This is a genomic window from Streptosporangium becharense (assembly GCF_014204985.1).
GTDB lineage: Bacteria > Actinomycetota > Actinomycetes > Streptosporangiales > Streptosporangiaceae > Streptosporangium > Streptosporangium becharense.
In genome coordinates this window covers 7,610,737-7,635,085 of sequence record NZ_JACHMP010000001.1, presented here as the reverse complement: position 1 = coordinate 7,635,085, position 24,349 = coordinate 7,610,737, and the positions used below count along the sequence as shown (strand labels likewise).

The window sequence follows — 24,349 nt, the reverse complement described above, 5'->3', positions numbered from 1 at the left end:
AGAGACGATGACCACCCACCACGACGCCGGCACCGAGTTCCCCTTCGCGGCCCGGCCCGCGGCCGAAGCCGTGCAACACCTGCGGCGCCTCATGGCCGACCGCCCGATGACCAAGGTCACCATGCCCCACGGCGGCGACGTCTGGATCGTGCACCGCAACCAGGCGGCACGGCAGATGCTCAGCGACCAGCGGTTCGTCCGGGAACCGTTCCGCACGGGGGAGCGGGAGGTGCCGTTCTTCGTGCCCTTCCCCGACTTCCTTCGCACGACGCTCCAATTCGAAGACCCACCCCAGCACACCAAGCTCCGCAAACTGGTGCAAAAAGCGATCTCGCCGCGACGCGTACGCGACATGCGGGACTCAGCCGCCGCCTTCGCCAACCAACTGATCGACACCATGATCACCCGCGGCGGGGTACGCAACCTCGTCGCCGAATACGCGGTACCACTGCCGATCGAAATGCTCAGCTCACTGCTCGGCGTCCCCTCGGCCGACCGCGAGAAATTCGAACGATGGAGCTCCTCCACCCTGTCGGTCGCAGGCAGAACCGAGCAGGAGATCACCGCCGACATGGGCGAACTCGCCGCCTACATGACCGACCTGATCGCCAAACGACGGGCCGAACCGCACGACGACCTGCTCAGCTCCCTGGCCCACGCCCACGAACGCGACGAAACCCTCACCGACGCTGAAATCCTGCCCATCGCGTTCCTGCTCATCGTCGGAGGCTTCGACAACACCGCCAACTTCCTGACCACCGGCGTACTGTCACTGCTGCGCTCCGACGAACAACGCGCACTCTTCATGACCGACCCCGACGCCCTGGCCCCCACAGCGGCCGAAGAAATACTGCGCCACGGCGCCTTCATGATGGGCCAACCGGTAGGAGGAGGCGGCGGCCTCGTCCCCTTCGTCGCAACACAAGACGTGATCATCGACGGCCAACTGATCACCGCCGGCGAAGCCGTCAGCATCGACCCCACCGCCGCCAACCACGACCCCGACGCCGTAACCGACCCCGGCCGCTTCGACATCACCCGCACCGACAACCCGCACCTGATGCTCAGCTACGGCCTGCACCACTGCCTCGGCGCACCACTGGCCCGCATGGAACTGCAGGTCGGAATGGCAGAGATCTTCAAGCGGCTCCCGAACCTGCGGCTGGCAGGCGAACCCGTGGTCCGCTACGACGTACTGACCCAGCCGATGACCGACCTGCCGGTCACCTGGTGAACGGAAAGAGCAGCGCGTTGCCGAAAATCTTCTACACCCAGCCCGACGGCCGCCAGACAGCCCTGGAAGCGACCGCCGGCGACTCCGTCATGCAGACCGCGGTCCGCAACGGCGTCTCCGGCATCGTCGGCCAGTGCGGCGGCTCCCTATCGTGCGCGACCTGCCACGTCTTCCTCGCCGAGGAGAACACCGACGACTTCCCCCCCGTCGGCGACGACGAGGACGAGATGCTCGACTGCGCCGCCACCGAACGCCAGGACAACTCCCGCCTGTCATGCCAGCTCATCCTGCGCGAGGGCCAGGAAGTCCACGTGACCATCCCGGAAGCCCAGCTGTGAACACCACACCCCACCTGCTCATCGTGGGCGCCGGCCAAGCCGGCGCCCACCTCGCCGGCAGCGCCCGGGACCAGGGATGGAAAGGACCCATCACCCTCATCGGAGGCGAACCACACGCCCCCTACACCCGCCCCCCATTGTCCAAGACATTCCTCAAAGGCCAGACCCCGCTGTCGTCACTCGCGCTACGCAGCGACGCCTACTACACCCAGCACCGCATCGACCTGGTAGTGGACGAACACATCGACCACATCGAACTGGCCGGCGACGGAACCGGCACGGCCACCGCCGCCACCGGCCGCCGCTGGAGGTTCGACCGCCTCGCGCTGGCCACCGGCGCACGCCCCCGCCACCTGCCGATCGAGCACGCCGACCTCGACGGCGTGCTGACACTACGCGACCTCCACGACGCGCAAGCCCTCGCCCAACGCCTGACCACCGCCACCGCCCTGGTCGTCATCGGCGGCGGCTTCATCGGCCTGGAGGTGGCCGCCACCGCCACGGCGGCCGGCGTGCCCACAACGGTGGTCGAAGCCGCACCCACACTGATGAACCGCGTCGTCAGCGCGGCCACAGCAAAGATCGTCGCAACCGCGCACCGCGCCGCCGGAGTACGGATCCGCACCGGAGTACGCCCGCTCCGCCTGCGCGGCACGAACGGCACGATCACGGCGGTCGAACTGGACGACGGCGACGAACTGCCCGCAGACCTCGTCGTCATCGGCGTGGGCGCCCAACCACGCGACGAACTCGCCCGCGCCGCCGGCCTGCACTGCGACAACGGAATCGTCGTGGACGCCCACTGCCTGGCCTCCGACGGCCACACCATCGCCGTAGGGGACTGCGCGAACCTCCCCGACCCTTCCCCCGCGTCGGACGGCACCGTCCGGCTACGGCTGGAAAGCGTCGACAACGCCGTCGAGCAGGCCACCTCGGCCGCCGGCACGCTGACCGGCCTGCACCGCCCCTACCGCAGCGTCCCATGGTTCTGGTCCGACCAGGGAAACCTCAAACTGCAGATCGCCGGACTGGCCCGGCCGGACGACGAGATCGTGCTCCGCACAGGCCGACGCCCCGGACAACACACGACACTGCGCTATCGGGGCTCACGACTGGTCGCCGCCGAATGCCTCAACAGCCCCGCCGACTTCCTGGCGGTACGCCGGGCCCTCGGTGAGGAGACCCCCCTGCCGCGGGTGACGGCCGCGGACACCGGTCTGTCACTGAAAGAACACCTCGCCGCCGCCCGGACACCCCGGTGACGGCGATCCGCCGAAGCGGGCATCGCCGCATCCGGCGAGCGCACAGCACCCGGACCACACCAGCCCCGCACCCCGCCCACCCACACCACCATGAAGGAACCGCCATGCCACTGATCGGCGAGTACGAACCCAGCACGGTCGGCTTCGTCGCCGAGCAGGTGGAGCTCTACGAACGCACCGGCGGTGCGGAGGGCGACACCCTGCAAGGCCGCCCCGTCGTCATCCTCACCACCAGGGGCGCCAGATCCGGGAAGATCCGCAAGACGCCGCTGATGCGCATCTCCGACGGCACCCGCTACGCCGTCGTCGCCTCCCAGGGGGGAGCACCCACGAACCCCTTCTGGTACCACAACATCACGGCCGACCCGCACGTCTCGTTGCAGGACGGCGCGGTCGCCCGCGACTACGTCGCACGCCGCGTCGAGGGTGAGGAGCGCGAGAAGTGGTGGGCCATGGCCGTGCGGACCTGGCCCGACTACGAAAAGTATCAAAAGTTAACTAATCGTGACATTCCGGTCTTCGTTCTCGACCCCATCCCATGACCCACCGACGGGGCGGTGCGGCACGACGCGCGGCATGGCGCCGGTGACGGCCAGAGCGAACACCGCGCCGCCCAGGAATGCCCAAACCTTCGCGCACACGCGCGGCAGCGGCCGCATGGCCGGGGGAGTGGGTACGCATGACACCTCCCTGATGGGCGGCGGCGCGATCCGCCGGGTCACCCGGAGCATCGGTGAGGCGGGACGATCCAGGGGAGGACCCGCCGGCGGCGCGACGGGGGAGTTCCCAGCCGGCATCCCGCCGACGCGAGAGGGCGGCGGTCCCGCCGCGATCGAACATCGCGCCTCGCCGAGGCTCGCGCCGCAAGCGCGGGTCGAGCGGGACCGGGTCGAGCGAGAGCCGCACCGAGCCGAGCACGAAGGCGCACACCATCTCGCGGCCCGCGGTCATCGCAGTAGCTGCGGCGTCCCATCCGGCGGTCGGCCGGGAGTCAGGCGTAACCAGACAGAAGGTGGATTCTGTCCGGTATAACGATAGAGGTCCTCGGTATCCATTTTGTGAGGCTTTCGCCAGAACCGCGTAGTGCGGCAACGGTTTCCTCGAACGATCGCAACCACCCGGGCCGGACCCGGGGAAAACCGGGGGACGACCGCACCCGGCTCATTCGCGTTCCCGTCACCCCGAGCCGTCCGGCGCGACACCGCACCGAACACCGCGCGGAACCCGCGGGATGACAGGATCGGCGGGATCGACGCCGGTCCGGCGAGCTTCGGTCCGGCGGCCCTCAGGTGAGCGCGAAAGCGGGTCCGGCGCGATCCGGGACCGTCACCCGCGCACATCGGCCCGTAGCCGGCTCGCGGCGACGACGGCGGCCCGAAAGCCGGTGATCGAGTGTGCGGCCAGGCCGGGTGGATTCGGCCGCGTACACGGCCAGGCCGGGGTCGTCCCTGCGGCGCGGCTCTCGTCGCGGTGAGGCCCGGATGTCGTGTCCGCCGGCGTGCGAGCGGGCGGTTGTGCGAGCGGGCGGCGATCGTCGTCGTGCGGTTCGCGGCGGACGGTCTGCGGCGCGACGGACGGGCTGGCCGAACCCCTTCCGCGATCTGGGGTTCCTCCACTTTTGATGCATAATCGCACTTATGCATCATTTGCGTGGACTCCCCCTTCGAGCTTCCTGACGCGTCCATGACGCCGTCGGTGCCGTCGGCTTCGCCCCCCGGACCAGGGATCGGAGGACCGCCGCCCGCGCCGCCCGTACCGGACCAGGCCTGGCCGCGGACACCCGGGCGCCGGCTCGTCCCCCGCCCGCAGAACCACCCGGCCGGACGCCGGGGCCCGACCGCCGGCCGAAGGCCCGCCGGCTGACCTCCGTGGCGCCGGCGGTGTCGCTGCGCGATGCCGCGGCCCGGCTGATCCCGGCGGGTGTGGTGTTGCGCGCCATGGCCCCGGTTCTCGGCCGGCGTGCGGGTGTGTGACCCTGGAAGGCGTGCCGGACTGGACTTATCATCCCTTGCGGGCTTTCGCGGCGGCTGTCGTGGGCCGGCGGCGGTCGCAGCGGGCGGCGTTGCGGGCCTTGGCCACGCTGACCTCCCTGCCCGGAGGGGCCAGGCTCGTCGCGGGGTTGTTCGATCATCCCCGTCCCCCGGCGGATGTGGCGGTGCGGCTCGGTGCGGTCGTTCCGGTCGAGTTCGCCCGCGACGCGATTCGGGCGTTGCCGGTTCAGGGTGCCGGTGTCATCGAGGTCGGGCCGGTCGCCCCGGCCGATGTGCCGCTGGTGCACCGGGCCGTTGCCGGCCGGCGCTGCCGGGTGATCGTCCGCGCGTCCGTGCCCGAGGTGGCGGCGCGGCTGGCTCCGTACGTCGACCGGGTGGTCGTCGGGGACGAGCCGGATGTGGTCCGGCTCGCCGATCCCGCCGTGGCGCGCGCCACGGCGGCGCTGGCCGATCCGGCGGTGACGGTGCTGGCCATGCCCGCGGTGCTGGTGGCCGCGGGGCCCGGCTGGTTCCAGCGGGTCATCGAGGCGGTGATCTCGGCCGAGGCGCCTGCTGAGGCGCCGGCCGGGCTGCGGGAGATCACTGCGGATCCGCGGCGCTGGCCGCGGTGGTGGTGGGGGCTGCTGGTCGGGCTCGGCATGATCGGCGCCGGGCTGGGTGCCGCCGTGATCACGGTCGGGCCGGTGCTGCTGTGGTACGACGAGGACTACCTCGGTATGGATCTCCACCATCTCGGTGCCGTCACCCCGGCTCTGGTGCCTTTCTTGCAGCATGACCGGATCACGATGGCCGGCACCATGGTGGCGATCGGTGTGCTGTACGCGGGGTTGGCGTGGGGAGGTCTGCGGAGGGGGTGGGGGTGGGCGCGTAGGGCGTATCTCGTCTCCGGCCTGGTCGCCTTCTCCACGCTGTTCTGTTTTCTGGGCACCGGTTTCGTGGAGCCTTTGCACGCCGTGGTCACGGTGGTGCTGTCGCCGATGTTCCTGCTGGCCACCTGGCGGCCGGTGCGGCGGCGGTGGAGGGTGCGGCCGGAGGGGCCGGAGCGGCTGCGGCGGCGGGCTCTCGTCGGACAGTTCTTGATGATCGTGGTCGGTTCGGGGTTGCTGGTGGGAGGGGCCGTGGTTTCCGTCGTGGGTCTCACCGGGGTGTTCGTCCCGACCGACCTGGTGTTCCTGGGAACCGACGCCGGCCGGTTGGACGCGGTCAACCCGCGGCTGGTGCCGTTCGTCGCCCATGATCGCGCCGGTTTCGGTGGTGCTCTCATGGCCGTCGCGCTGGCGGTCGTCCTGCTCGGCATGTGGGGGTGGCGTCGCGGCGAGTCGTGGGTGTGGTGGTCGCTGGCCCTCGCCGCGGCCGCGGGTTTCCTGCCCGCCGTCGTGGTGCACGTGCTCATCGGTTACACGAGTTTCGAGCATCTGGCCCCGGTGTATCTGGGGGTCGGTCTCACCGGGCTCGCGCTCGCTCTCGCCCGGCCGTACCTGTGCGCCGGGCGGGTGGGGCGGCGCCCGGTGCGGAGGTAGGCCTGGTCCGGTGGTGGGCGGGGCGGCGGGTGGGTGGCCGGTGCCGTGGCCGGTGGGTCACAGGTGCATGATGCTGCCGTGGTCGTCGATGTGGTCGGCGGTGTCGTCGTCGAACCAGAGGCCGCCGGTGGCCAGGTAGCGGAAGCGGTGGGTGCCGGCGGGCAGGATGACCGACACGGTTCGCCGGCCGTTGCGGCGGCGGCGTAGTTCGTGCAGCCCGGGCTCCCAGCCGTTGAAGTCGCCGACGACGCTGACGACACCGGCGGGCCGGTCGGCGGGCAGGGTGAAGGTGACGCGGGTTTTGCGGCCGAACAGCGGTGTGCGCCTGAGCATGGGTGGTGGTCCTCCCCGGGTGGTGGCGGTGAGGTCAGCTTCGTGGCCGGCGGGGCGGCGCGGTAGGGGGGAACGCGTGCTGTAACAGACTATTCACGGCCCTTTCACCTTTTCCAGCGTTATAGGCGTTTTATCGGCGTGTTGGGGGTTCACCGCCCCTCCCCCGCCCCGGAGCCCGGGCCGGCGCAGCCGGGCCGTCGGCTGCCGCGTGCCCGCCCGCCGCCGGCAGCGATCACGGCCGGGAGCGATCGCGGCGGAGGCCCGGCTGCCGCGAGGCATGCTGGAGTCATGACTGATGATCAGGTGGCCGCCGCCGTCCGTGTACTGATCAATCGATACGACCCCGAAGGCCTGCTGGGCATGGGGGCTCCCGAAGACGAGTACGACTCCGAGGTGGGTGATCTCACCGCTCTGGTGCGCGGTGAGGAAGAGATCACCGCCGACGCTGTCTGCGCCGTCTGGAACCGATGGTTCGACGACGTCTCCGACTGGTGCACCCGGCGGCCCGAGCAGGTCGGTGAGGTCGCCGCTGCGCTGGAGGGACTCCGTGGCCGGCGACGGCGGCTCCGCGGGTCGCAAGAGCCCGGATATCGGTGAACATCTGCCCGTGGTCTCGCGGGACGTCGTCCGGGACGGGGCCGATCCCCGGGACGGATCCGTGAGCCCGACGTGCGGGTGTTCCTCTACCGTGGTGGGATGGGCGTGATCGTCGGCCGGGCGGGGGCGTCGTGCGCGGGAGCCTCTCCCCCGCCCTCCCTCGGTGGGCGCCGCCACGACGCGGTGGGCGCCGGCGGCCGGGGCGGACGGCGAGGGTGCGTGGTGCGGCCCGGGTGGCCCCGTGGCCGGTGTCGGAGGGAAGGTGACGCGCGGATCATGCGGCCAGTCGAGGTGAACCGTCTCAGCGTGGCGGAGTCGGCCGACCGGTATGTGGAGCTGGTGCGGGCGAAGGTCTCCACCGGTGCCCTGTCGATGTCGACGGCGGAGGTGTACGCGCGGGATGTGGCGACCTTCGTGCGGCTGGCGGGTGAGCGGGTGGTGCTGGACGACATGACGGGTGAGGACGTCGACGCCGTCCTGCTGGCCTTCGCCCGCAAGCCGGACGGGCGGCGGGCCGGCCGGGATGGCGAGGGGGGGCAGTCGGCCTCCTCCCAGGCGCGGTTCCGGCGGTCGGTGTCGGCGCTGTTCAAGCACGCGGTGCTGGCCGGGTGGGTGCAGATCAACCCGATGGCCGCGGCGACGGTGACGGCCAGGGAGCGCGGCGGCCTGCGGGCCGAGCGGCGGGCGCTGACCCGGGAGCAGGCCCAGGGGTTGATCGGGGCGGCGCGGGAGCTGGGCGGGGACGGCGCGGACGGCGGGACGCCCGCGGGCGGGGCGGCTTCGGGAGCGGGCCGGGCCCGGCGCAGGGATCAGCGTACCGAGTCGCGTGACGGGCTGATCGTGCTGATGTTGTCGACGATCGGGCCGCGGGTGTCGGAGCTGGTGCGGGCGAACGTGGAGGATTTCTACACCAACGACGGGGTGCGGTACTGGCGGATCTTCGGCAAGGGGGGCCGGACGCGGGACGTGCCGCTGCCGGGTGACGTGGCGCGGGCGCTGGAGGAGTATCTCGCGCGGGGGCGGGGGGATTCGCCGGACAAGGCGTTGTTGTTGTCGTGGCGGGGCAGGCGGCTGGCGCGGGGAGATGTGCAGGCGGTGATCGACCGGGTGCAGCGGCGGGTGGAGCCGGATCGGCGGCGCTCGGTGACTCCGCACGGGTTGCGGCACACCACGGCGACGCATCTGCTGGCCGACGCCGTGGACATGGACGCGGTGCGCCGGGTGCTGGGGCACAGTGATCTGGCGACGCTGGGGCGTTACCGCGACGAGCTGCCCGGGGAGCTGGAGGTGGCGATGCGTTCGCATCCGCTGCTTCGGGGGCCGTCGGCTTCGGGGTAGCGCAGGGTCGTCGATCCGTTGGACGCGATGGATCCGCACACCACGCTCCCCCGCCCTGCCGCGTCCGCTCCCGCCCGCCCGCCACCGGTGGTCACCTGTGACGTGCCGGGGCGGGGCCCGCCCCGCAGTCGCACCGGGCCGGAGCGCCTGCGGCGGATCGGTCCCGGGGGGGGGCGATCGGGCCGGGTGAGGAGCGTGCGGATCGGTCGCGCCGCGCGTCAGCCGAGGGTGGCGGTGTCGATGACGAACCGGTAGCGGACGTCGGAGGCCAGGACACGCCCGTAGGCCTCGTTGATCCGGTCCGCCGGGATCAGCTCGATGTCGGCGCCGATGCCGTGTGCGGCACAGAAGTCCAGCATCTCCTGCGTCTCGGCGATGCCGCCGATCATCGATCCGGCGTAGGAGCGCCGGGCGCCGATGAGGGAGAACACGTTGAGGCTCAGCGGCTCGGCGGGGGCGCCGACGTTGACCAGGGTGCCGTCGAGTGCGAGCAGGCCGAGGTAGGCGTCGACGTCGATGCCGGCGCTGACCGTGTTGACGATCAGGTCGAACCGGCCGGCGAGTCGTGCGAACGTGCCGGGGTCGCCGGTGGCGTGGTAGTGGTCGGCTCCGAGCCGCAGGCCGTCCTCCTGCTTCTTCAGCGACTGTGAGAGCACGGTGACCTCGGCGCCCATGGCGTGGGCGATCTTGACGGCCAGGTGTCCCAGCCCGCCGAGGCCGACGACGGCGACCTTCTTGCCCGGGCCGGCCCCCCAGCGGCGCAGCGGAGAGTAGGTGGTGATGCCCGCGCACAGCAGCGGCGCCGCGGCCGCGAGGTCGATGCCCTCGGGCACCGACAGGACGAAGCCGGCGTCCACGACGACGTGGGTGGAGTAGCCGCCCTGGGTGGTGGTGCCGTCCCGGTCGGTGCCGGCGTAGGTGGGGACCATGCCCTCCAGGCAGTACTGCTCGTCGCCGTTGCGGCAGTTGGCGCACCGGCCGCAGGAGCCGACCATGCAGCCGACTCCGACGCGGTCACCGACCCGGTGCCGGGTGACGGCGGCGCCGACCTGGGTGACGACGCCGACGATCTCGTGGCCGGGGACCAGCGGGTAGGGCTGGGGCCCCCAGTCGCCGTTGACGGTGTGGATGTCGGAGTGGCAGACGCCGGCGTACTTGATCTCGATGAGCACGTCGCCGGGACCGACGTCACGCCGTTCGATGACCGTGGGGACCAGCGGCTCGGCGGCGGCCGGTGCGGCGTAGGCGTGCACGCGCATGAAGATCGCTCCTTTGGTCGGGACCCGCTCCCCGGGTGTCCACGGGGCCGGGCGAGGTGTCCGTCACCCATCGAAGGCGCCGGCCGGGACGGGAGGAAGGCACTGGTGAAAGGTGTACTGGCAGGGCACCCCTGCCGCCGGGAGGGCCGCCTAGCCTGGAAGGCGTGGACCATCGCAGCCAGATCCGTGAGTTCCTGACCTCCCGCCGGGCCAGGATCAGCCCGCAGCAGGCCGGGCTGCCCTCCTACGGCACCCGCCGGGTGCCCGGCCTGCGCCGCGCCGAGGTCGCCCAGCTCGCCGGGGTCAGCGTGGAGTACTACTCCCGCCTGGAACGCGGCGACCTGTCGGGGGTCTCCGAGCACGTCCTGGACGCCCTGGCCCGTGCGCTGCGGCTCGACGACGCCGAACGCACCCACCTGGAGGACCTGGCGCGCGCCGCCGGGCCCGGCTCCCGCCGCCGGCGCCGCCCCGCCGCCCGCGCCGTGCGGGCCGGCGTGCAGCGGCTCCTGGCCTCCATGACCGGCGCTCCCGCGTTCGTCATGAACGGCCGCGGCGACGTGCTGGCCACCAACGCCCTCGGCCGGGCCCTGTACGCGCCCATGATCGACGCCGCCCGCGGCGCTGTCCCCAACCACGCCCGGTTCATCTTCCTCGACCCCCGCTCCCGCCTGTTCTGGGGCGACTGGGACCGCGCCGCCGACGACACCGTCGCCCTCCTGCACGCCCAGGCGGGCCGCGACCCCTACGACAAGGACCTCACCGACCTGGTCGGCGAGCTGTCCACGCGCAGCGAGGACTTTCGCACCCGCTGGGCCCGCCACGACGTGCGCCAGCACCACCTCGGTGCCAAACCGTTCCACCACCCGGTCGTCGGCGACCTCCACCTCACCTACGAATCCCTCACCCTGGCCGCCGACGACCTCACCCTGGTCGCCTACGGCACCCAGCCGGGCAGCGACTCCGAGGACAGGCTCCGCCTCCTGGCCAGCTGGGCCGCGTCATCCCACTCCGGCGACGACCGGGCGCGCGAGGCGGCCCCGGAGCCTCCGAAACGGCTTGCGTGACGGCTGCGCCGTTTGCGCCGTCCTTGTGGTGCCGGCGGACGGGGCGGTGTCCGCGAGGGCCTGGCGGACGGGCGTCGCCGGTCGGCGGGCGGGGCGAGGGGCGGCTCAGGCGGCGCGTTCGGGGGTGCAGACCTCGACGAGGACGTCGAGGGAGACGCCGAGGGTCTGGGCGAGCGCGGCGATGGTGAAGAAGGCGGGGGTGGGGATCCTGCCGGTTTCGATCTTGCGGACGGTCTCCGCGGACAGGCCGGCGGCGGCGGCCACCTCGGCCATGCTGCGTGAGCCGCGCGCCTGGCGCAGGATCGCACCCAGGCGGTGGCCGCGTTCGCGGTCGAGTTCGGTCAGCGGGGGTCGCACCATGTGGCACATCCTAGCAACCGTGATAACAATAACGGTATAGGTATTGGGTGATCGGGAGGGTGTGCCACATGGTGGAGATCAAGTCCGCGGCCGAACTGGAGGCCATGCGCGAGGCGGGCCGGGTGGTGGCCGTGGCTCTGGCCGCGGTACGCGAGCAGGCACGGGTGGGCGTCAGCCTGCTGGAGCTGAACGAGGTCGCCGTGTCGGTGATCTCCGACATGGGGGCCAAGTCGGCCTTCCTCGGCTACAAACCGCACTTCGCGCCGACGCCGTTCCCGGCGGTGATCTGCGCGTCGGTCAACGATGCGATCGTGCACGGCATCCCCGGCGGTTACCGGCTGCGCGACGGTGACCTGCTGAGCGTCGACTGCGGCGTCTACCTGGACGGGTGGGCCGGCGACTCGGCGATCAGCTTCGTGGTCGGCTCCCCCCGCCCCGGCGACCTGGAGCTGATCGAGACCGCCGAGACGGCCCTGGCGGACGCGATCGCCGCGTGCGTGCCGGGCGGGAGGCTGGGTGACGTCGGCCACGCGGTGGCCCGGGCGGGCCGGGCGGCCGGATACGGCATCCCGGAGGACTTCGGCGGCCACGGCATCGGCCGGGCCATGCACGAGGACCCGCACGTGCCCAACCACGGCCGCCCGGGACGGGGCATGACGCTGCGGCCGGGCCTGGTCCTGGCGATCGAGCCGATGTTCGTGGCCGGCGGCGTCGACGACTACGTGACCGCCGCCGACGGCTGGACCCTGTCCAGCTCCGACGGCAGCCGCGCGGCGCACACCGAGCACACGGTGGCCGTCACCGAGGACGGCCCCCGTGTGCTGACCCTGCCCTGACTGTGCCGCACTCCCCCGGCCGTCCGGCACCGGCAGGACGCCCCGGCATGGCCGGAGCCGGCGGCGGGAGAGCCCGCCCGCCGCCGGCTCCCGCCCTCGTGCGGTCCTCGCTCGTGCGCTCCCGCGCGGTCGCGCGGGCCGGAGGGTCAGCGGGCGGCTCCGGCGGGCGCCGGTTCGAAAGCCGCCGCACCGGGGGTGCCCGCGGGGTCCGGCGCGGCGTCGCGGCCGGTGCCCGTGCCGTCGCGACCGGCTCCGGCACCGTCGCCGTTTCCGCGCCCGTCGTCGTGGCCGGTGTCGAACTGGGTGCGGTACAGCTGCCCGTAACGGCCGCCCGCGGCCAGCAGGTCGGTGTGGGTGCCGCGTTCGACGATACGCCCGTCCTCGACGACCAGGATCAGGTCCGCCGCGCGGACCGTCGACAACCGGTGGGCGATGACGATCGCGGTCCGCCCGGCCAGCGCCTCGGCCAGCGCCTCCTGCACGGCCGCCTCGGAGGTGGAGTCCAGGTGCGCGGTGGCCTCGTCCAGGATCACCACGCGCGGGCGGGCCAGCAGCAACCGCGCGATGGTCAGCCGCTGGCGCTCACCACCGGACAGGCGGTAGCCGCGCTCGCCGACGACGGTGTCCAGCCCGTCGGGCAGGGAGGCGACCAGGTCCTCCAGCCGGGCCCGGCGCAGCGCCTCCCACAACTCCTCCTCCCCGGCCCCGGGACGGGCCAGCAGCAGGTTGGCGCGGATGGAGTCGTGGAACAGGTGGCCGTCCTGGGTGACCATCCCCAGCGTGGCGCGGACGGAGGCCGCCGACAGGTCGCGCACGTCGATCCCCGACAGGCGCACGGCGCCGGCGTCGGTGTCGTACAGGCGCGGGACGAGTTGCGCGATCGTGGACTTGCCCGCCCCGGAGGAACCCACCAGGGCGACCATCTGGCCGGGTTCGGCGCGGAAGGACACCTCGTGCAGCACGGGGACGCCGCCCCGGGTGTCGAGGGCGGCGACCTCCTCCAGGGAGGCCAGCGACACCTTGTCGGCCGAGGGGTAGGCGAAGCTCACCTGGTCGAACTCCACCGACACCGGCCCCTCGGGCAGCGGCCGGGCACCGGGCCGGTCGACGATCAACGGCCGCAGGTCGAGGATCTCGAAGACCCGCTCGAAGCTGACCAGGGCGCTCATCACCTCCAGGCGGGCGCCGGCCAGGGCGGTCAGCGGCGCGTACAGGCGGGTCAGCAGCAGCGCCAGGGCCACCACCGCGCCGGGCTCCAGCCGCCCGCCCAGCGCCGCGACCCCGCCGACCCCGTACACCAGTGCCAGGGCCAGCGCCGAGACCAGGGTGAGCGCGGTGACGAAGACCGACTGCACCATGGCGGTGCGCACGCCGATGTCGCGGACCCGGCGGGCACGGGTGAGGAACTCGGCGGACTCCTCCTCGGGACGGCCGAACAGTTTGACGAGCGTGGCGCCGGGGGCGGAGAAGCGTTCGATCATCTGGGTGCTCATCGCCGCGTTGTGGTCGGCCGCCTCGCGCTGCAGCCGCGCCAGGCGGGCGCCCATGCGCCGGGCGGGCAGGACGAACACCGGCAGCAGCGCCAGGGCCAGGACGGTGACCTGCCAGGAGATGCCGGCCATCACCACGAGGGTCAGGGTGAGGGTGACCACGTTGCCGGCCACGCCCGACAGGGTGTCGCTGAAGGCGCGCTGGGCGCCGATGACGTCGTTGTTCAACCGGCTGACCAGGGCCCCGGTGCGGGTGCGGGTGAAGAAGGCGATCGGCATGCGCTGGACGTGGTCGAAGACGGCGCCGCGCAGGTGCAGGATCAGTCCCTCGCCGATGCTCGCCGACAGCCACCGGGCCAGCAGGCCGAGCCCGGCCTCGGCCAGGGCGATGACCGCGATGAGGGCGGCCAGGGTCACCACGGCCGGTGCGGGTGCGCCGGTGACGATGGCGTCCACCACCCGTCCGGCCAGGACCGGGGTCACCACCGCCAGGACGGCCGTCACCACGCTCAGCAGCAGGAAGCACACCAGCATGACCCGGTGCGGGCGGGCGGCGGACGCGATGCGCCGCAGAGTGGCGGCCGAGAAGGGCCGCCGGTCACGCTGGGCGTTCGCCGTCCTGTACAGGGCGTGCCAGGCGGTCGATTCCATGTCCATCGCGCATCACCGTGTTCTCCGCGGTCCCCGCTTCGGGCCGTCCCGGTGCGGGGCCGCGGGTCGCGTACCGGGGGGTGCCGTCCCGGTGTGGCCGGGCGGCGTCACCGACCCTAGGAGCTCAACGTAACTTGAGGTCAAGGCCGGGTGCTCCCCCGGGTGCCGCGGGACCGGCGGGCGACCGCCGTACGGGGCCTTCCCGGTACGGGAGCCCCTCGGAGGGGGCCGGCCGGAGAGGGCCGGGCGGGCCGCGGCCTGACCCCGGCCGGGCCGCGGGCGGGCTCCGCGCTCCCGCCCCGGCCGGCACCGCGCCGCAGCGATCAGCGGGGAAAGACCCCTTTTCAGTAGGGTGTCGGCATGTTCCGGCAAAACTACGCGGTGATGCCGCGCCACGTGTTGTGCGTCCTAGGTTCAGGGCTGGAGGTGGAAGCGGTCGAGAAGGTCGTCGCGGACGTCGCCGGGCCGGGCTTCGTCGTCGTCAACCAGGAGCACCACCAGCGGGGCTTCGACCCGCGGATGCCCAGGTCGTTCGAGTCCTGCCTGGTGGACGACAGCTTCACCGACTCCGACTGGAAGGCGGTGCGGGAGCACGACTCGGTGGTGTACGTGCTGTCGCCGCCGATGCGCCAGCACAACGCCTTCGACATCCACCGCAACGTGATCGTCGGCATGGGCGACGGCGTCTTCGAGGAGCTGTGGGACGACGTGTTCGACGTCTCACGGCGGACGCTGGCGGTGACGGCGGCCCTGCTGCGTTCCGGCGCCACGGCCGTGAAGAACGACAGCAGCGGCCTGACGCACGGCCGGGACCACTGGCTCGCGCTCGCCGACGTGATGGCCGGCGAGCCGGACCGGGTGAAGCTGGCCGTCACCCTGTTCTCCGCCTGGGTCAAGCGTCCGCTCGGCGACGGGAACACGGTGGAGAGCTGCGGCATGCACCTGCTGGGCGCGCCGGACGTGGCGGTCGACCTGGGCCGCGACACCTCGGAGCCCATGCCGGCTGAACTCCTGGAGAGCGGCGTGGAGCTGATCGACCAGATGGCGCTCTACCTGCTGGTCGAGCAGCGGGCACGGGAGATGATGGACGGGGAGGGCTTCCGGCTCGCCCCCGACGCCCAGCGCTGGGTGCTGGAACGGCACCCGTGCCGGTCCTACGAGGAGGACGACTTCTTCCACAACCCGTACGGGGTGTGGCTTCTGACACCCGACACCGAGGAGTAGCCCCCGGCGCGGGCGCCGGCGACGGCGCTCCGGTCCCGCCTCCGGGACCGGCCCCCGCTCCCCCTAGGCTTGAGGCCGTTTCCCCCTTTTCCGGCTGACCTTTGAAATTCTCGGCCGACCTTTGAAAGAGGTGTCCTCAGTGCCGACCGCACTCCGACTGTTCCGTTACGTCGCGATCGCCGAGGCGTGCTCGTGGGCGGGCCTGCTCGTGGGAATGTACTTCAAGTACGTGGCCGCCACCGGTGATCTCGGGGTGAAGATCTTCGGCCCCGTGCACGGCGCGCTGTTCGTGCTCTACGTCGCCGGGGTCCTGGCCGCCGCACGGGCGGGCGGGTGGAGCCGGGGCACGGTCGTGCTGGGACTGGCCTGCTCGGTGCCGCCGTTCACGTCGCTGTGGTTCGAGCGGCGCACGCTGGGCCGCAGAGAGGCCCTCACCGCCTGACCCGCGCGGACGGCACCGGGCAGGCCGGACTGCGGCGGAACGCCGGCCCGCGCCTCCACCGTCACGGCCAATCCGGGCGGTTCCGAACGAGCGGGACGGCTCCGGGCCGGCGACGGTGAAATCCGCCGTACCCACCGGGCCGCGGTACGCGATTCCGGCCGATTTCGCCGCTCGCCCCGCCCGGAGCCCGGCCGGTCCCGGATCGCCGGCGGAAGACGGGGGACCCGCCGAAGCGAATGCCCGGCAATTCCCCACGCGCACGGGAATTCGAATCCCGCCCGGACGTGGGAATGGGCGCCCGTCGGCGTCCGCGAAAGCCACCTGCCGCCGGTGAACCGCTCCGGGCCCCAGGCGGCCCCTCAGCTTCAGGATCAGAGCCGGAAACCCACAACGAGGCTGACCTGCGGCGTCATGCTGGGACAACCTCCTCGGCGCACCCGGCGACCTTAAGTCACCCGCCTATTGCGGTCCCCCTTTATCTGGTTTATGAATCGCATCAATCCACAGTGAAGCGCCGAGGGTCATTCATGCTGCGGATCGGTAATCCTCCTGCGGAGGGACGAGCCGACGATGCGGCGGCGGCCACCATGTGATCGTCATCCCCACGACGGTTCCCCCGTCCCGTGCAGGCGCCACGCGGGGCGGGATCGGCGCATCGCCGAACCCCCGGGAATGGCGTGAGCCGTCTGCGCACGCGCTCTCGAGACACGCAACGACGTCCGAAAGGAAACCAGCAGCATGAACACCTCCAAGAGGGCCCTCCTCGCCGCGACGGCGGCCGCCGCCCTGGCCACCCTGACCGTCGCCCCCGCGGCCGCCTCCGCCACCACGGTGAACACGGTGGAAGTCCAGCTCCAGACCACCTCGACCGTGAAGGAGTCGTCCGGCGCCTGGTTCACCTGCCCCGCCAACCAGGTGATGACCGGCCGCAAGCACTCCGGGGACGAGAACGGCTACACCACCTACTCCTGCAGCCGGATCCTCATCAACGGCGTGCAGGCCGACGTGGAAGCCCGCAGCTGGGTCTCCGCCGGCCGGGAGAGCAGTTCGCTCTTCGAAACCAACGAGAACGAGATCATCATTGGCAGGCAGCACAAGGGGGACGAGGACGGCTACACGAACTACCGGATCGGTGCGCTGTTCTGGCAGGGGAAGCAGCTGCGTGTCACCTCCCGGATCTGGACCTCGAACATGAAGGAGAGCAACCACTCCGCGTCGGTGAGCCCTTACCACGTCATGACCGGCCGGTCGCACTCCGGTGACGAGAACGGGTACACGAAGTACCAGTACGCCGCGGTCACGCTCGACAGCTGAGGTCTCACTCCCCCGCTCACCCGGCGTCTCCTCACATGACAGCCCCGAAACCACGACCGGGCCGCCGCCGGCGCGGCCGGTGACGGAAGGCGCCGGAGCCGGACATGGCCGGTGACGATGACGAGAACCCCACGGTGATCGACGTCACCGGACCGTCCGGCTGACACGGCGCGGGACGGGCACCGGCCCCCGGGCCGTGTGCCCGTCCCACGCCGCCCGATGGCGCGTCAGCGCCGAGGCCGTCGGAAAACCCGCCGGCGCGGGCACACGACGACGTCACACCCCCAGGACCGCGCGGGTGACCGCCCGGCAGCGCACCGGGTCCGTCAGCAGGTCCGCGCCGGCGCCGAACTGGTCGATCGAACCCACCGGCGGCAACGCCCGCACCCGCTCGTCGACGATCGCACCGCTCAGCGCGTCGGCGAACCGCCCGGCCCCGGCGAACCGGAAAGGACGCCGATGACAACCCCGCGGCCCCGGTGCCGGCGCCACTCCCAGCCGGTCGTGCAAAGCCGCGACCCTCCGGTAGGCCCGCCCCAGATGCTCCTCCCGGCCCCGCCAGTCGTCGGCCGCCACCGCCGCCGACAACGCCTCCCCCAGCTCCGCCGTCCCCGGCAACCGCACGAACGCGCTGCCCAGCCACTTGGCGTACGGCGGGTAACGGCGCCGCATCAGCAGCACCAGCCGCATCACCTCACCCGCCAGCTCCGCGGTGACCAGCGCCGACCCCAGGCCGTCCCCCACCTCCCCGCACCGGCCCGGGAACGTCTCCCGCTGCGCCAGGCGCCTCCACTGCCCCGCCAGCACGTAACGTTCCACATCAGGCGGGTACCGGCGCAACGCCCCCCGGGCGCGCTCCAGCACCCCCAGGCCGTCGTGGAAGACCTCCCCGCACGTCACCTCCGCCAGCCGCTGCCACGGAGTCGACAACCAGTCGAGCAGCCCCACCCCGCGCAACGGGTCGAACCCCAGCAGGCCGGTGAACCACACCCCCGGATCGCTCACCTGCACCCCGTGCTCGGCCCCCACCACGACGGGATGACCACCGAAACTGCCCGGCAGCGCCGCATCCACCCGGGCCCGGACCCGCCCGGCCAGGTCCGGCCCGACGAACAACACCACCCGCGGCCCCCAGCCGCACTCGGCGGAACGCCCGGTGTCGAACGCCAGAACCTCCGACCCCGGACCGATCAGCGCCGCACTGTGCGGCACATCGGCCACCAGCGGCCGAACCACCTCAGCATAGAAAGCCCGTGAAAGCTCCAAACCAGGCACGAAACTGGACATCATTCCATTCACTCTGCCCGCCGGGCCGATGTCCCGCATCCGATTTTCCCCCGCCGTCCCACCTCCCCCGGCCCCGGCGCACCACCCCACCGGGACCAGGGGAAAACGGCGCCTCACCCCGCGGTGCCGTCCAGCGTCGCGGCGGCCACCGGGCGAAGCCGCATCCCCAACCGCCCGTACAGGGCGATCGCCGCGGTGTTGTCACTGTCGACCATGAGCGCCACCCGCCCCTCGGCCGCCAGCAACTCCCCGAACACGAACCGGCACACCCGCTCCGCGAACCCGCGGCCCCGGCACGCGGGCGCGGTCGCCACCCCCGCCACGAACCCCACCCCCGGACACGACCAGGCGTCGGCGGCCGTCGCCACCAGCGCACCGTCCACCCTCGCCCCCGCCCAGCGGCGCACCCCCGCCACCCCCGGGACGGCCCACGACGACGGAGACGCCCGCGCCAGCAGCGCCGTCACCTCCGCCTCCTCACCACCCCCCAGCCACCCGGCCCGCCCGCCCACCGGGGAAGGGGAACCGGGCCCGCCGGCCACCGCGACGGCATCGGCGCGACCCATGTCCATCCACTCGAACCCCGCCGGCGCCTGCCCCGCCGACAGCCGGGCCGCCACCTCCTCCACCAGCGCCCGATCCCCCAGCATCCGATACGAGGACCCCAGCTCACCGCGCACCGCCCGCACCAGGGCGGCCACCCGCGCGGCCCCGCCGCACACCGTCAACCGGTCACGCCGGTTCAGATCCGGGCACGCCACCGCGACCGCGTCCTCCAACGCCCACGCCCGCACCCCGGCACGCATGCCCTGCGCACCCCACACCACCATCGGATCGTCACCGCAGGCGGCCACCACCTCACCGGCCCCGCGCAACACCACGGGCCGGCCGCCCACCCCGCTCAGAGGATCGCACCCGGGGCGTAGGAGGCCGCCCCCGGATAACGGCCCACCACCTCACCGACCCGCGCCACGACCTCCTCCACCTGCTGCGCCGCAGCCCCGGTGAACGACACCCGCTCGGCCAGCAGCTCCGCCAGCTGCCCGGCCCCCAGCGGGAACCGCTCATCGGCCGCCAGCCGCGCCAGCAACTCATTGCCGACGCCACGCTCCCGCATCGCCAGCGCCGACGCCACCGCATGCTCCTTGATCACCTCATGGGCGCTCTCCCGGCCCACCCCGGCCCGCACCGCGGCCATCAGCATCTTCGTCGTCGCCAGGAACGGCAGATAACGGTCCAGCTCGGCCGCGACCACCGCCGGGAACGCCCCGAACTCGTCCAGCACCGTCAGCATCGTCTCCACCAGCCCGTCGAAGGCGAAGAACGCATCCGGCAACGCCACCCGCCGCACCACCGAGCACGACACGTCGCCCTCGTTCCACTGGTCACCGGCCAGCTCCCCCGCCATCGACGCGTACCCGCGCAACACCACCGCCAGACCGTTGACCCGCTCACACGAGCGGGTGTTCATCTTGTGCGGCATCGCCGACGACCCGACCTGCCCCTCGGCGAACCCCTCGGTGACCAGCTCATGCCCGGCCATCAACCGGATCGTCCTGGCCAGCGACGACGGAGCCGCCGCCAACTGCACCAGCGCCGTCACCACCTCGTAGTCCAGCGACCGCGGATACACCTGCCCCACACTGGTGAACCGGTGCGCGAACCCCAGATGCTCCGCGACGCTCCCCTCCAGCTCCGCCAGCTTCGCCGCGTCACCGCCCAGCAGGTCCAGCATGTCCTGAGCCGTGCCCACCGGCCCCTTGATCCCACGCAACGGATAACGCGCGATGAGCTCCTCCAGCCGGGCGAAAGCCACCAGCAGCTCATCGGCCGCCGACGCGAACCGCTTGCCCAGCGTGGTCGACTGCGCGGCCACGTTGTGCGAACGCCCCGCCATCACCAGACCCGAATGCTCGGCCGCCAACCGCCCCAGCCGCGCCAGCAACGCCACACACCGCTCCCGCACCAGCAGCAGGCTGTCGCGGATCTGCAACTGCTCGACGTTCTCCGTCAGGTCACGCGACGTCATCCCCTTGTGCACGTGCTCGTGCCCGGCCAGCGCGTTGAACTCCTCGATCCGCGCCTTGACGTCGTGCCGGGTGACCCGCTCCCGCGCGGCGATCGACTCCAGGTCGACCCGCTCCACGACCTTCTCGTAGTCGGCCACCGCCCCCTCGGGGACATCCACCCCCAACCGGGCCTGCGCGGCCAGCACCGCCAGCCACAGGCGCCGCTCGGCCACCACCTTGTACTCGGGAGACCACAGACGAGCCAGCTCCGGCGAAGCGTAACGAGCGGCAAGGACATTGGGGACACGCGGCTTGGAAGTCACGTTGCGTCAGTATATTCCGCCGCCCGCACCCGGCACCTCCCAGCCCCGCCCCCTGTCCCGCGACCCCGCAGGACCCACCACCGGACGGCAGGAAGCACACCCCCGCCGCGGGGACACGGAAAAGGCGACGGCCGCCGCGGTGTCGCACCGCGGCGGCCACCACCGGACCCCGCACACCCCTACCTGGCCGCCACCGGCTCGCCCGCGTCCTGCGTCTCCGCCCCGGAGCCGGCCCCGCCGCCCGGCGAACGCCGCAACCGCTCCTTGGCCCGCTCCACCATCACATACAGCGTCGGCACCAGCACCAGCGTCAGCAGCGTCGACGACAACAGACCACCGATCACCACGATCGCCAGCGGCTGGGAGATGAACCCACCCGACCCGGTCAGCCCCAGCGCCATCGGAACCAACGCGAAGATCGTCGCCACCGCCGTCATCAGGATCGGCCGCAACCTCCGCCGGCCGCCCTCGACCACCGCCTCCACGATCCCCATGCCCTGCTCACGGTACTGGTTGATCAAATCGATCAGCACGATCGCGTTCGTCACCACGATGCCGATCAGCATCAGCATGCCGATCAACGCCGGCACCCCCAGCGGTGTGCCGGTGACCAGCAGCAACCCGATCGCACCCGTCGCCGCGAACGGCACCGACACCAGCAGGATCAGCGGCTGCACGAAACTCCCGAACGCCGCCACCATGATCATGAAGACGATCGCGATGGCCGCCAGCATCGCCAGCCCCAGCTGACCGAACGCCTCCTCCTGGTCGGCGCTGACCCCGCCCACCACGTAACCCGCCCCCGCCGGCAGCTTCAACCCCTCAAGCTTCGACGTCAGCTCCGCCGTCACCGCACCCAGGTCACTGGCCGTGGCCGTCCCCGTCACCGTCGCGCTGCGCTCACCGTCGATCCGGGTGATCTGCACCGGACCCTCCACCGTGACGACCTTCGCCACCTTCGACAGCTTCACCGGCCCCGCCGCCGACACCAGCTCCAGATCACCGACCGCCTCGACCTCCTGCGGCGCCTCCGACGTCCGCAGCACCACATCACCGCTGACCCCGTCCAACGTCAGCTGACCCAGCGGCGCCCCGCGGAACCGCTGCGCCACCGCCTGCCCGATCTGCGCCTCCGTCAGCCCCCGGGCCGCCGCTTTCTTCCGGTCCACCCGCACCTCGACCCGCTCGGCGCCGGCCTCCAGGTTCGACCGCACATCCCGCAGGCCACCCACGCCCGCCATCGACGCCCGCACCGTCTCCGCCGCGCTCCGCAACGTCGCGATGTCCGGCGCCCGCACCACCACCTCAAGCTGGTTGGCCGGCCCGCCGCCGAAACCGCCGCCACCGCCGCCGACGGTGATCTCCCCGGCGCCCGACACCGCCTTCAACCGCTCACGCAACCGCTCCTCGACCGCCGCGCTGTCGGCCTCGGCACCCGCCGTCACCGAATACGACGCCCGATCCCCGCCGCCGCCGGCCGCCCCCAGCAACCCGGTGCCGCCACCCCCGACGGTGACCTGGTAGTCCTGCACGTCCCCGGCGTCCTTGAACGCCCCCAGAACCTCCTCGACCTTCCCGGCCGCCGCATCCGTCGTCGCCAGATCCGTCCCCGCGGGCATCCGCTGACTGATGGAGATCGTGTCTTGACCCGAGGCGTCCAGGAAATTCGTCTCCAACCGCCCGGCCAGCCCCATCGTCGCCGCGAACACCACCGCACCCACCAGCAGCGTCACCAGCCGCCGCCGGGTCGCGAACCGCAACACCGGCAGATACGCCCGCTGCAACGGGCTGCGCAGCTCCTTGGCCTCGGCCTCCTCCCGGATCACCCGCGCCCGCTCCGCCGACACCGCCGGAGCCCGCAGGAACCAGTACGCCAGCACCGGCACCACCGTCAACGACACCAGCAACGACGCCAGCAACGCCACCGTCACCGTGACCGCGAACGGCGCGAACAACTGCCCCACCATGCCGCCCACCACGGCGATCGGCAGGAACACCGCCACCGTCGTCAACGTCGAGGCCGTCACCGCCCCGCTCACCTCACGCACACCCGCCAGCACCGCCGCGCGCTTGGCCTCCCCGTACTCCAGATGCCGCTTGATGTTCTCCAGCACCACGATCGAGTCATCGACCACCCGGCCCACCGCGATCGTCAACGCCCCCAGCGTCAGCAGGTTCAGCGAATAGTCACCCAGCCACAACGCCATCAGCGCGATCACCACCGACAACGGGATCGACACCGCCGTCACCAGCGTGGAACGCAACGACAACAGGAAGACCAGGATCACCAGCACCGCGAACGTCAGACCCAGCAGACCCTCGGTCGTCAGATCCTCGATCGACCGCTCCACGTACGGCGCCTGGTCGAAGACCACCGTCACCGCCGCCGCGTCCCCGATCGCCCGCACCAGACCCGGGATCTTCTCCCGCACCGCATGCGAGATCGCCACCGCGTTGCCGTCCGGCGCCATCGTCACCGACACGCCCAGACTCGGCTTGCCGTTCGTCCGCGTCAGCGACGTCCCCTCCGCCAGCGAACGCTCCACCTTCGCCACCTCACCCAGCCGCACCGGCCCGGGCACCGCCTGCGCCGGCCGCCCCACCCCGCCGGGTGCCTGCTGCTGCCCCCGCCCGACCCCCGCCGGACCAGCCGGCGCGGCCGGTGCGGCAGGCGCGGCCGCGGGCAGCAGGTACAGGTCCTCCAGTTCCTTCAACGTCGAGATCCGGCGGCCCACCTGAACCGTCAGCGACTTACCGCCCTCGGTCAGGCTCCCCGCCGGCACCGGCTGCCCGTTCGCCCGCAGCGCGTCGGCCACCGCCGTCGGCGCCAGCCCCCGCCGCGCCAGCTCCTTCACATCCGGGGTGATCGTCACCACCTCGTCACGCGTACCGGTCACCGCGGCCTCGCGAACCCCCGCGATCCCCTGCAGCTCCGGCACCACCAGCCGCTCCAGCCGGTCCGCCATCGCCCGCTCGTCACCGCCGTCGCCCACGGCCAGCACCATCACCGGGATGTCGTCGGTACCGCCGGACAACACCTGGGGATCCACCCCCTCCGGCAACCGCGACGCGATCCGCGACACCGCCTGCTGCATGTCGGCGACCGCCGCATCGATGTCGGTGCCGTACTCGAACGCCACCTGAACCTGCGACATCCCCTCCCGGGACGTCGACGTCACCTCGGTGACCCCCGCCAGCCCCTGGAAACCGTTCTCGATCGGCTCGGTCACCCGCTCTTCGACGATCTCCGGAGAGGCACCCGGGTACGGGGCGATCACGAACGCCCCCGGAAACGACAGCGAAGGCAGCAACTGCTGCTTCAACGACGGAATCGCGAAAACACCGAACGCGCTCAACACCAGCGCGATCATCATCACAAGGCTGCGGTTGGCGAGGCTCAACCTGGCCAGGGCGGTCATCGGGGGCGGGCTCCTCAAGAACGGGTCAGCAGACAGACCAGTAAGATTCGCCCCAGAC

The 24,349-nt window shown here is 72.2% G+C and carries 20 protein-coding genes; 12 read left to right on the top strand and 8 right to left on the bottom strand.

The features are described from left to right. Window positions 1–7: 7 nt before the first annotated feature. From F4562_RS32945 to F4562_RS32925, 5 genes are all read left to right on the top strand, one after another. Complete coding sequence (locus tag F4562_RS32945) at window positions 8–1,234, top strand: cytochrome P450 (protein ID WP_184546609.1); 1,227 nt, start codon at window positions 8–10, stop codon at window positions 1,232–1,234. Between the two features lie 17 nt (window positions 1,235–1,251). Further along, a complete protein-coding gene (locus F4562_RS32940; protein ID WP_184546611.1) occupies window positions 1,252–1,572 on the top strand; it encodes a 2Fe-2S iron-sulfur cluster-binding protein in 321 nt (106 codons plus the stop codon). Beyond that, complete coding sequence (locus tag F4562_RS32935; protein WP_184546613.1) at window positions 1,509–2,834, top strand: NAD(P)/FAD-dependent oxidoreductase; 1,326 nt, start codon at window positions 1,509–1,511, stop codon at window positions 2,832–2,834. Before F4562_RS32940 ends, F4562_RS32935 begins: the two co-directional genes overlap by 64 nt. A 104-nt stretch (window positions 2,835–2,938) precedes the next feature. Continuing rightward, on the top strand, window positions 2,939–3,376 hold the full coding sequence (locus F4562_RS32930; RefSeq protein ID WP_184546615.1) for a nitroreductase family deazaflavin-dependent oxidoreductase: 438 nt from the start codon (window positions 2,939–2,941) through the stop codon (window positions 3,374–3,376). Between the two features lie 1,466 nt (window positions 3,377–4,842). Next, a complete protein-coding gene (locus tag F4562_RS32925) occupies window positions 4,843–6,345 on the top strand; it encodes a hypothetical protein (protein ID WP_221207736.1) in 1,503 nt (500 codons plus the stop codon). Between the two features lie 57 nt (window positions 6,346–6,402). Here F4562_RS32925 and F4562_RS32920 read toward each other — a convergent pair whose 3' ends face one another. Beyond that, entirely contained in the window at window positions 6,403–6,678 is a 276-nt protein-coding gene (locus F4562_RS32920) for an early set domain-containing protein (RefSeq protein ID WP_184546619.1), read from the bottom strand. Between the two features lie 288 nt (window positions 6,679–6,966). Between F4562_RS32920 and F4562_RS32915 the strand changes: the two genes are divergently transcribed. Both F4562_RS32915 and F4562_RS32910 read left to right on the top strand, forming a co-directional pair. After that, window positions 6,967–7,275, top strand: a complete 309-nt coding sequence (locus F4562_RS32915; RefSeq protein ID WP_184546621.1) for a hypothetical protein — start codon at window positions 6,967–6,969, stop codon at window positions 7,273–7,275. 276 nt (window positions 7,276–7,551) lie between these two features. After that, entirely contained in the window at window positions 7,552–8,613 is a 1,062-nt protein-coding gene (locus F4562_RS32910; protein WP_184546623.1) for a tyrosine-type recombinase/integrase, read from the top strand. Between the two features lie 218 nt (window positions 8,614–8,831). Here the strand turns inward: F4562_RS32910 and F4562_RS32905 are convergent, their stop codons facing one another. Then, window positions 8,832–9,872: an NAD(P)-dependent alcohol dehydrogenase gene (locus tag F4562_RS32905; protein ID WP_184546625.1), complete on the bottom strand. Its 1,041-nt coding sequence runs from the start codon at window positions 9,870–9,872 to the stop codon at window positions 8,832–8,834. Window positions 9,873–10,036: 164 nt separating this feature from the next. Between F4562_RS32905 and F4562_RS32900 the strand changes: the two genes are divergently transcribed. Beyond that, entirely contained in the window at window positions 10,037–10,936 is a 900-nt protein-coding gene (locus tag F4562_RS32900; protein ID WP_184546627.1) for a helix-turn-helix transcriptional regulator, read from the top strand. A gap of 105 nt (window positions 10,937–11,041) precedes the next feature. On the opposite strand, the gene F4562_RS32895 is transcribed toward F4562_RS32900, so the two are convergent. Continuing rightward, on the bottom strand, window positions 11,042–11,296 hold the full coding sequence (locus F4562_RS32895; RefSeq protein ID WP_184546628.1) for a helix-turn-helix domain-containing protein: 255 nt from the start codon (window positions 11,294–11,296) through the stop codon (window positions 11,042–11,044). Between the two features lie 68 nt (window positions 11,297–11,364). On the opposite strand from F4562_RS32895, the gene map reads away from it, so the two are divergent. Then, the gene (gene map / locus F4562_RS32890) at window positions 11,365–12,132 is read left to right on the top strand and encodes a type I methionyl aminopeptidase (RefSeq protein WP_184546630.1); all 768 of its coding nucleotides are present in this window, start codon (window positions 11,365–11,367) and stop codon (window positions 12,130–12,132) included. A gap of 146 nt (window positions 12,133–12,278) precedes the next feature. Here the strand turns inward: map and F4562_RS32885 are convergent, their stop codons facing one another. Continuing rightward, entirely contained in the window at window positions 12,279–14,279 is a 2,001-nt protein-coding gene (locus F4562_RS32885; RefSeq protein WP_184546631.1) for an ABC transporter ATP-binding protein, read from the bottom strand. A gap of 354 nt (window positions 14,280–14,633) precedes the next feature. Here F4562_RS32885 and F4562_RS32880 point away from each other — a divergent pair, with 354 nt between their 5' ends. The 3 genes from F4562_RS32880 to F4562_RS32870 all read left to right on the top strand — a co-directional run bounded on the left by F4562_RS32880 (window position 14,634) and on the right by F4562_RS32870 (window position 17,253). Continuing rightward, window positions 14,634–15,497 (top strand): hypothetical protein, encoded by an 864-nt coding sequence (locus tag F4562_RS32880; RefSeq protein ID WP_184546633.1) that lies wholly within the window; start codon window positions 14,634–14,636, stop codon window positions 15,495–15,497. Between the two features lie 139 nt (window positions 15,498–15,636). Next, a complete protein-coding gene (locus F4562_RS32875; RefSeq protein ID WP_184546635.1) occupies window positions 15,637–15,939 on the top strand; it encodes a DUF3817 domain-containing protein in 303 nt (100 codons plus the stop codon). Between the two features lie 738 nt (window positions 15,940–16,677). Further along, the gene (locus tag F4562_RS32870) at window positions 16,678–17,253 is read left to right on the top strand and encodes a hypothetical protein (protein ID WP_184546637.1); all 576 of its coding nucleotides are present in this window, start codon (window positions 16,678–16,680) and stop codon (window positions 17,251–17,253) included. A gap of 276 nt (window positions 17,254–17,529) precedes the next feature. Here the strand turns inward: F4562_RS32870 and F4562_RS32865 are convergent, their stop codons facing one another. The 4 genes from F4562_RS32865 to F4562_RS32850 all read right to left on the bottom strand — a co-directional run bounded on the left by F4562_RS32865 (window position 17,530) and on the right by F4562_RS32850 (window position 24,291). Beyond that, a complete protein-coding gene (locus F4562_RS32865) occupies window positions 17,530–18,489 on the bottom strand; it encodes a DUF4037 domain-containing protein (protein WP_311734229.1) in 960 nt (319 codons plus the stop codon). 164 nt (window positions 18,490–18,653) lie between these two features. Beyond that, a complete protein-coding gene (locus F4562_RS36560; RefSeq protein ID WP_221207739.1) occupies window positions 18,654–19,436 on the bottom strand; it encodes a GNAT family N-acetyltransferase in 783 nt (260 codons plus the stop codon). Between the two features lie 5 nt (window positions 19,437–19,441). After that, entirely contained in the window at window positions 19,442–20,872 is a 1,431-nt protein-coding gene (gene purB / locus F4562_RS32855) for an adenylosuccinate lyase (protein ID WP_184546641.1), read from the bottom strand. A gap of 179 nt (window positions 20,873–21,051) precedes the next feature. Further along, window positions 21,052–24,291 (bottom strand): efflux RND transporter permease subunit, encoded by a 3,240-nt coding sequence (locus tag F4562_RS32850; RefSeq protein ID WP_184546643.1) that lies wholly within the window; start codon window positions 24,289–24,291, stop codon window positions 21,052–21,054. Between the last annotated feature and the right edge of the window lie 58 nt (window positions 24,292–24,349).

Coding starts and splice junctions, on each gene's coding strand:
- F4562_RS32945 (WP_184546609.1), top strand. CDS start 8: ATGACCACCCACCACGACGCCGGCACCGAGTTCCCCTTCGCGGCCCGG.
- F4562_RS32935 (WP_184546613.1), top strand. CDS start 1,509: ATGCCAGCTCATCCTGCGCGAGGGCCAGGAAGTCCACGTGACCATCCC.
- F4562_RS32930 (WP_184546615.1), top strand. CDS start 2,939: ATGCCACTGATCGGCGAGTACGAACCCAGCACGGTCGGCTTCGTCGCC.
- F4562_RS32920 (WP_184546619.1), bottom strand. CDS start 6,678: ATGCTCAGGCGCACACCGCTGTTCGGCCGCAAAACCCGCGTCACCTTC.
- F4562_RS32915 (WP_184546621.1), top strand. CDS start 6,967: ATGACTGATGATCAGGTGGCCGCCGCCGTCCGTGTACTGATCAATCGA.
- F4562_RS32910 (WP_184546623.1), top strand. CDS start 7,552: ATGCGGCCAGTCGAGGTGAACCGTCTCAGCGTGGCGGAGTCGGCCGAC.
- F4562_RS32905 (WP_184546625.1), bottom strand. CDS start 9,872: ATGCGCGTGCACGCCTACGCCGCACCGGCCGCCGCCGAGCCGCTGGTC.
- F4562_RS32895 (WP_184546628.1), bottom strand. CDS start 11,296: ATGGTGCGACCCCCGCTGACCGAACTCGACCGCGAACGCGGCCACCGC.
- map (WP_184546630.1), top strand. CDS start 11,365: ATGGTGGAGATCAAGTCCGCGGCCGAACTGGAGGCCATGCGCGAGGCG.
- F4562_RS32885 (WP_184546631.1), bottom strand. CDS start 14,279: ATGGACATGGAATCGACCGCCTGGCACGCCCTGTACAGGACGGCGAAC.
- F4562_RS32880 (WP_184546633.1), top strand. CDS start 14,634: ATGTTCCGGCAAAACTACGCGGTGATGCCGCGCCACGTGTTGTGCGTC.
- F4562_RS32870 (WP_184546637.1), top strand. CDS start 16,678: ATGAACACCTCCAAGAGGGCCCTCCTCGCCGCGACGGCGGCCGCCGCC.
- F4562_RS32850 (WP_184546643.1), bottom strand. CDS start 24,291: ATGACCGCCCTGGCCAGGTTGAGCCTCGCCAACCGCAGCCTTGTGATG.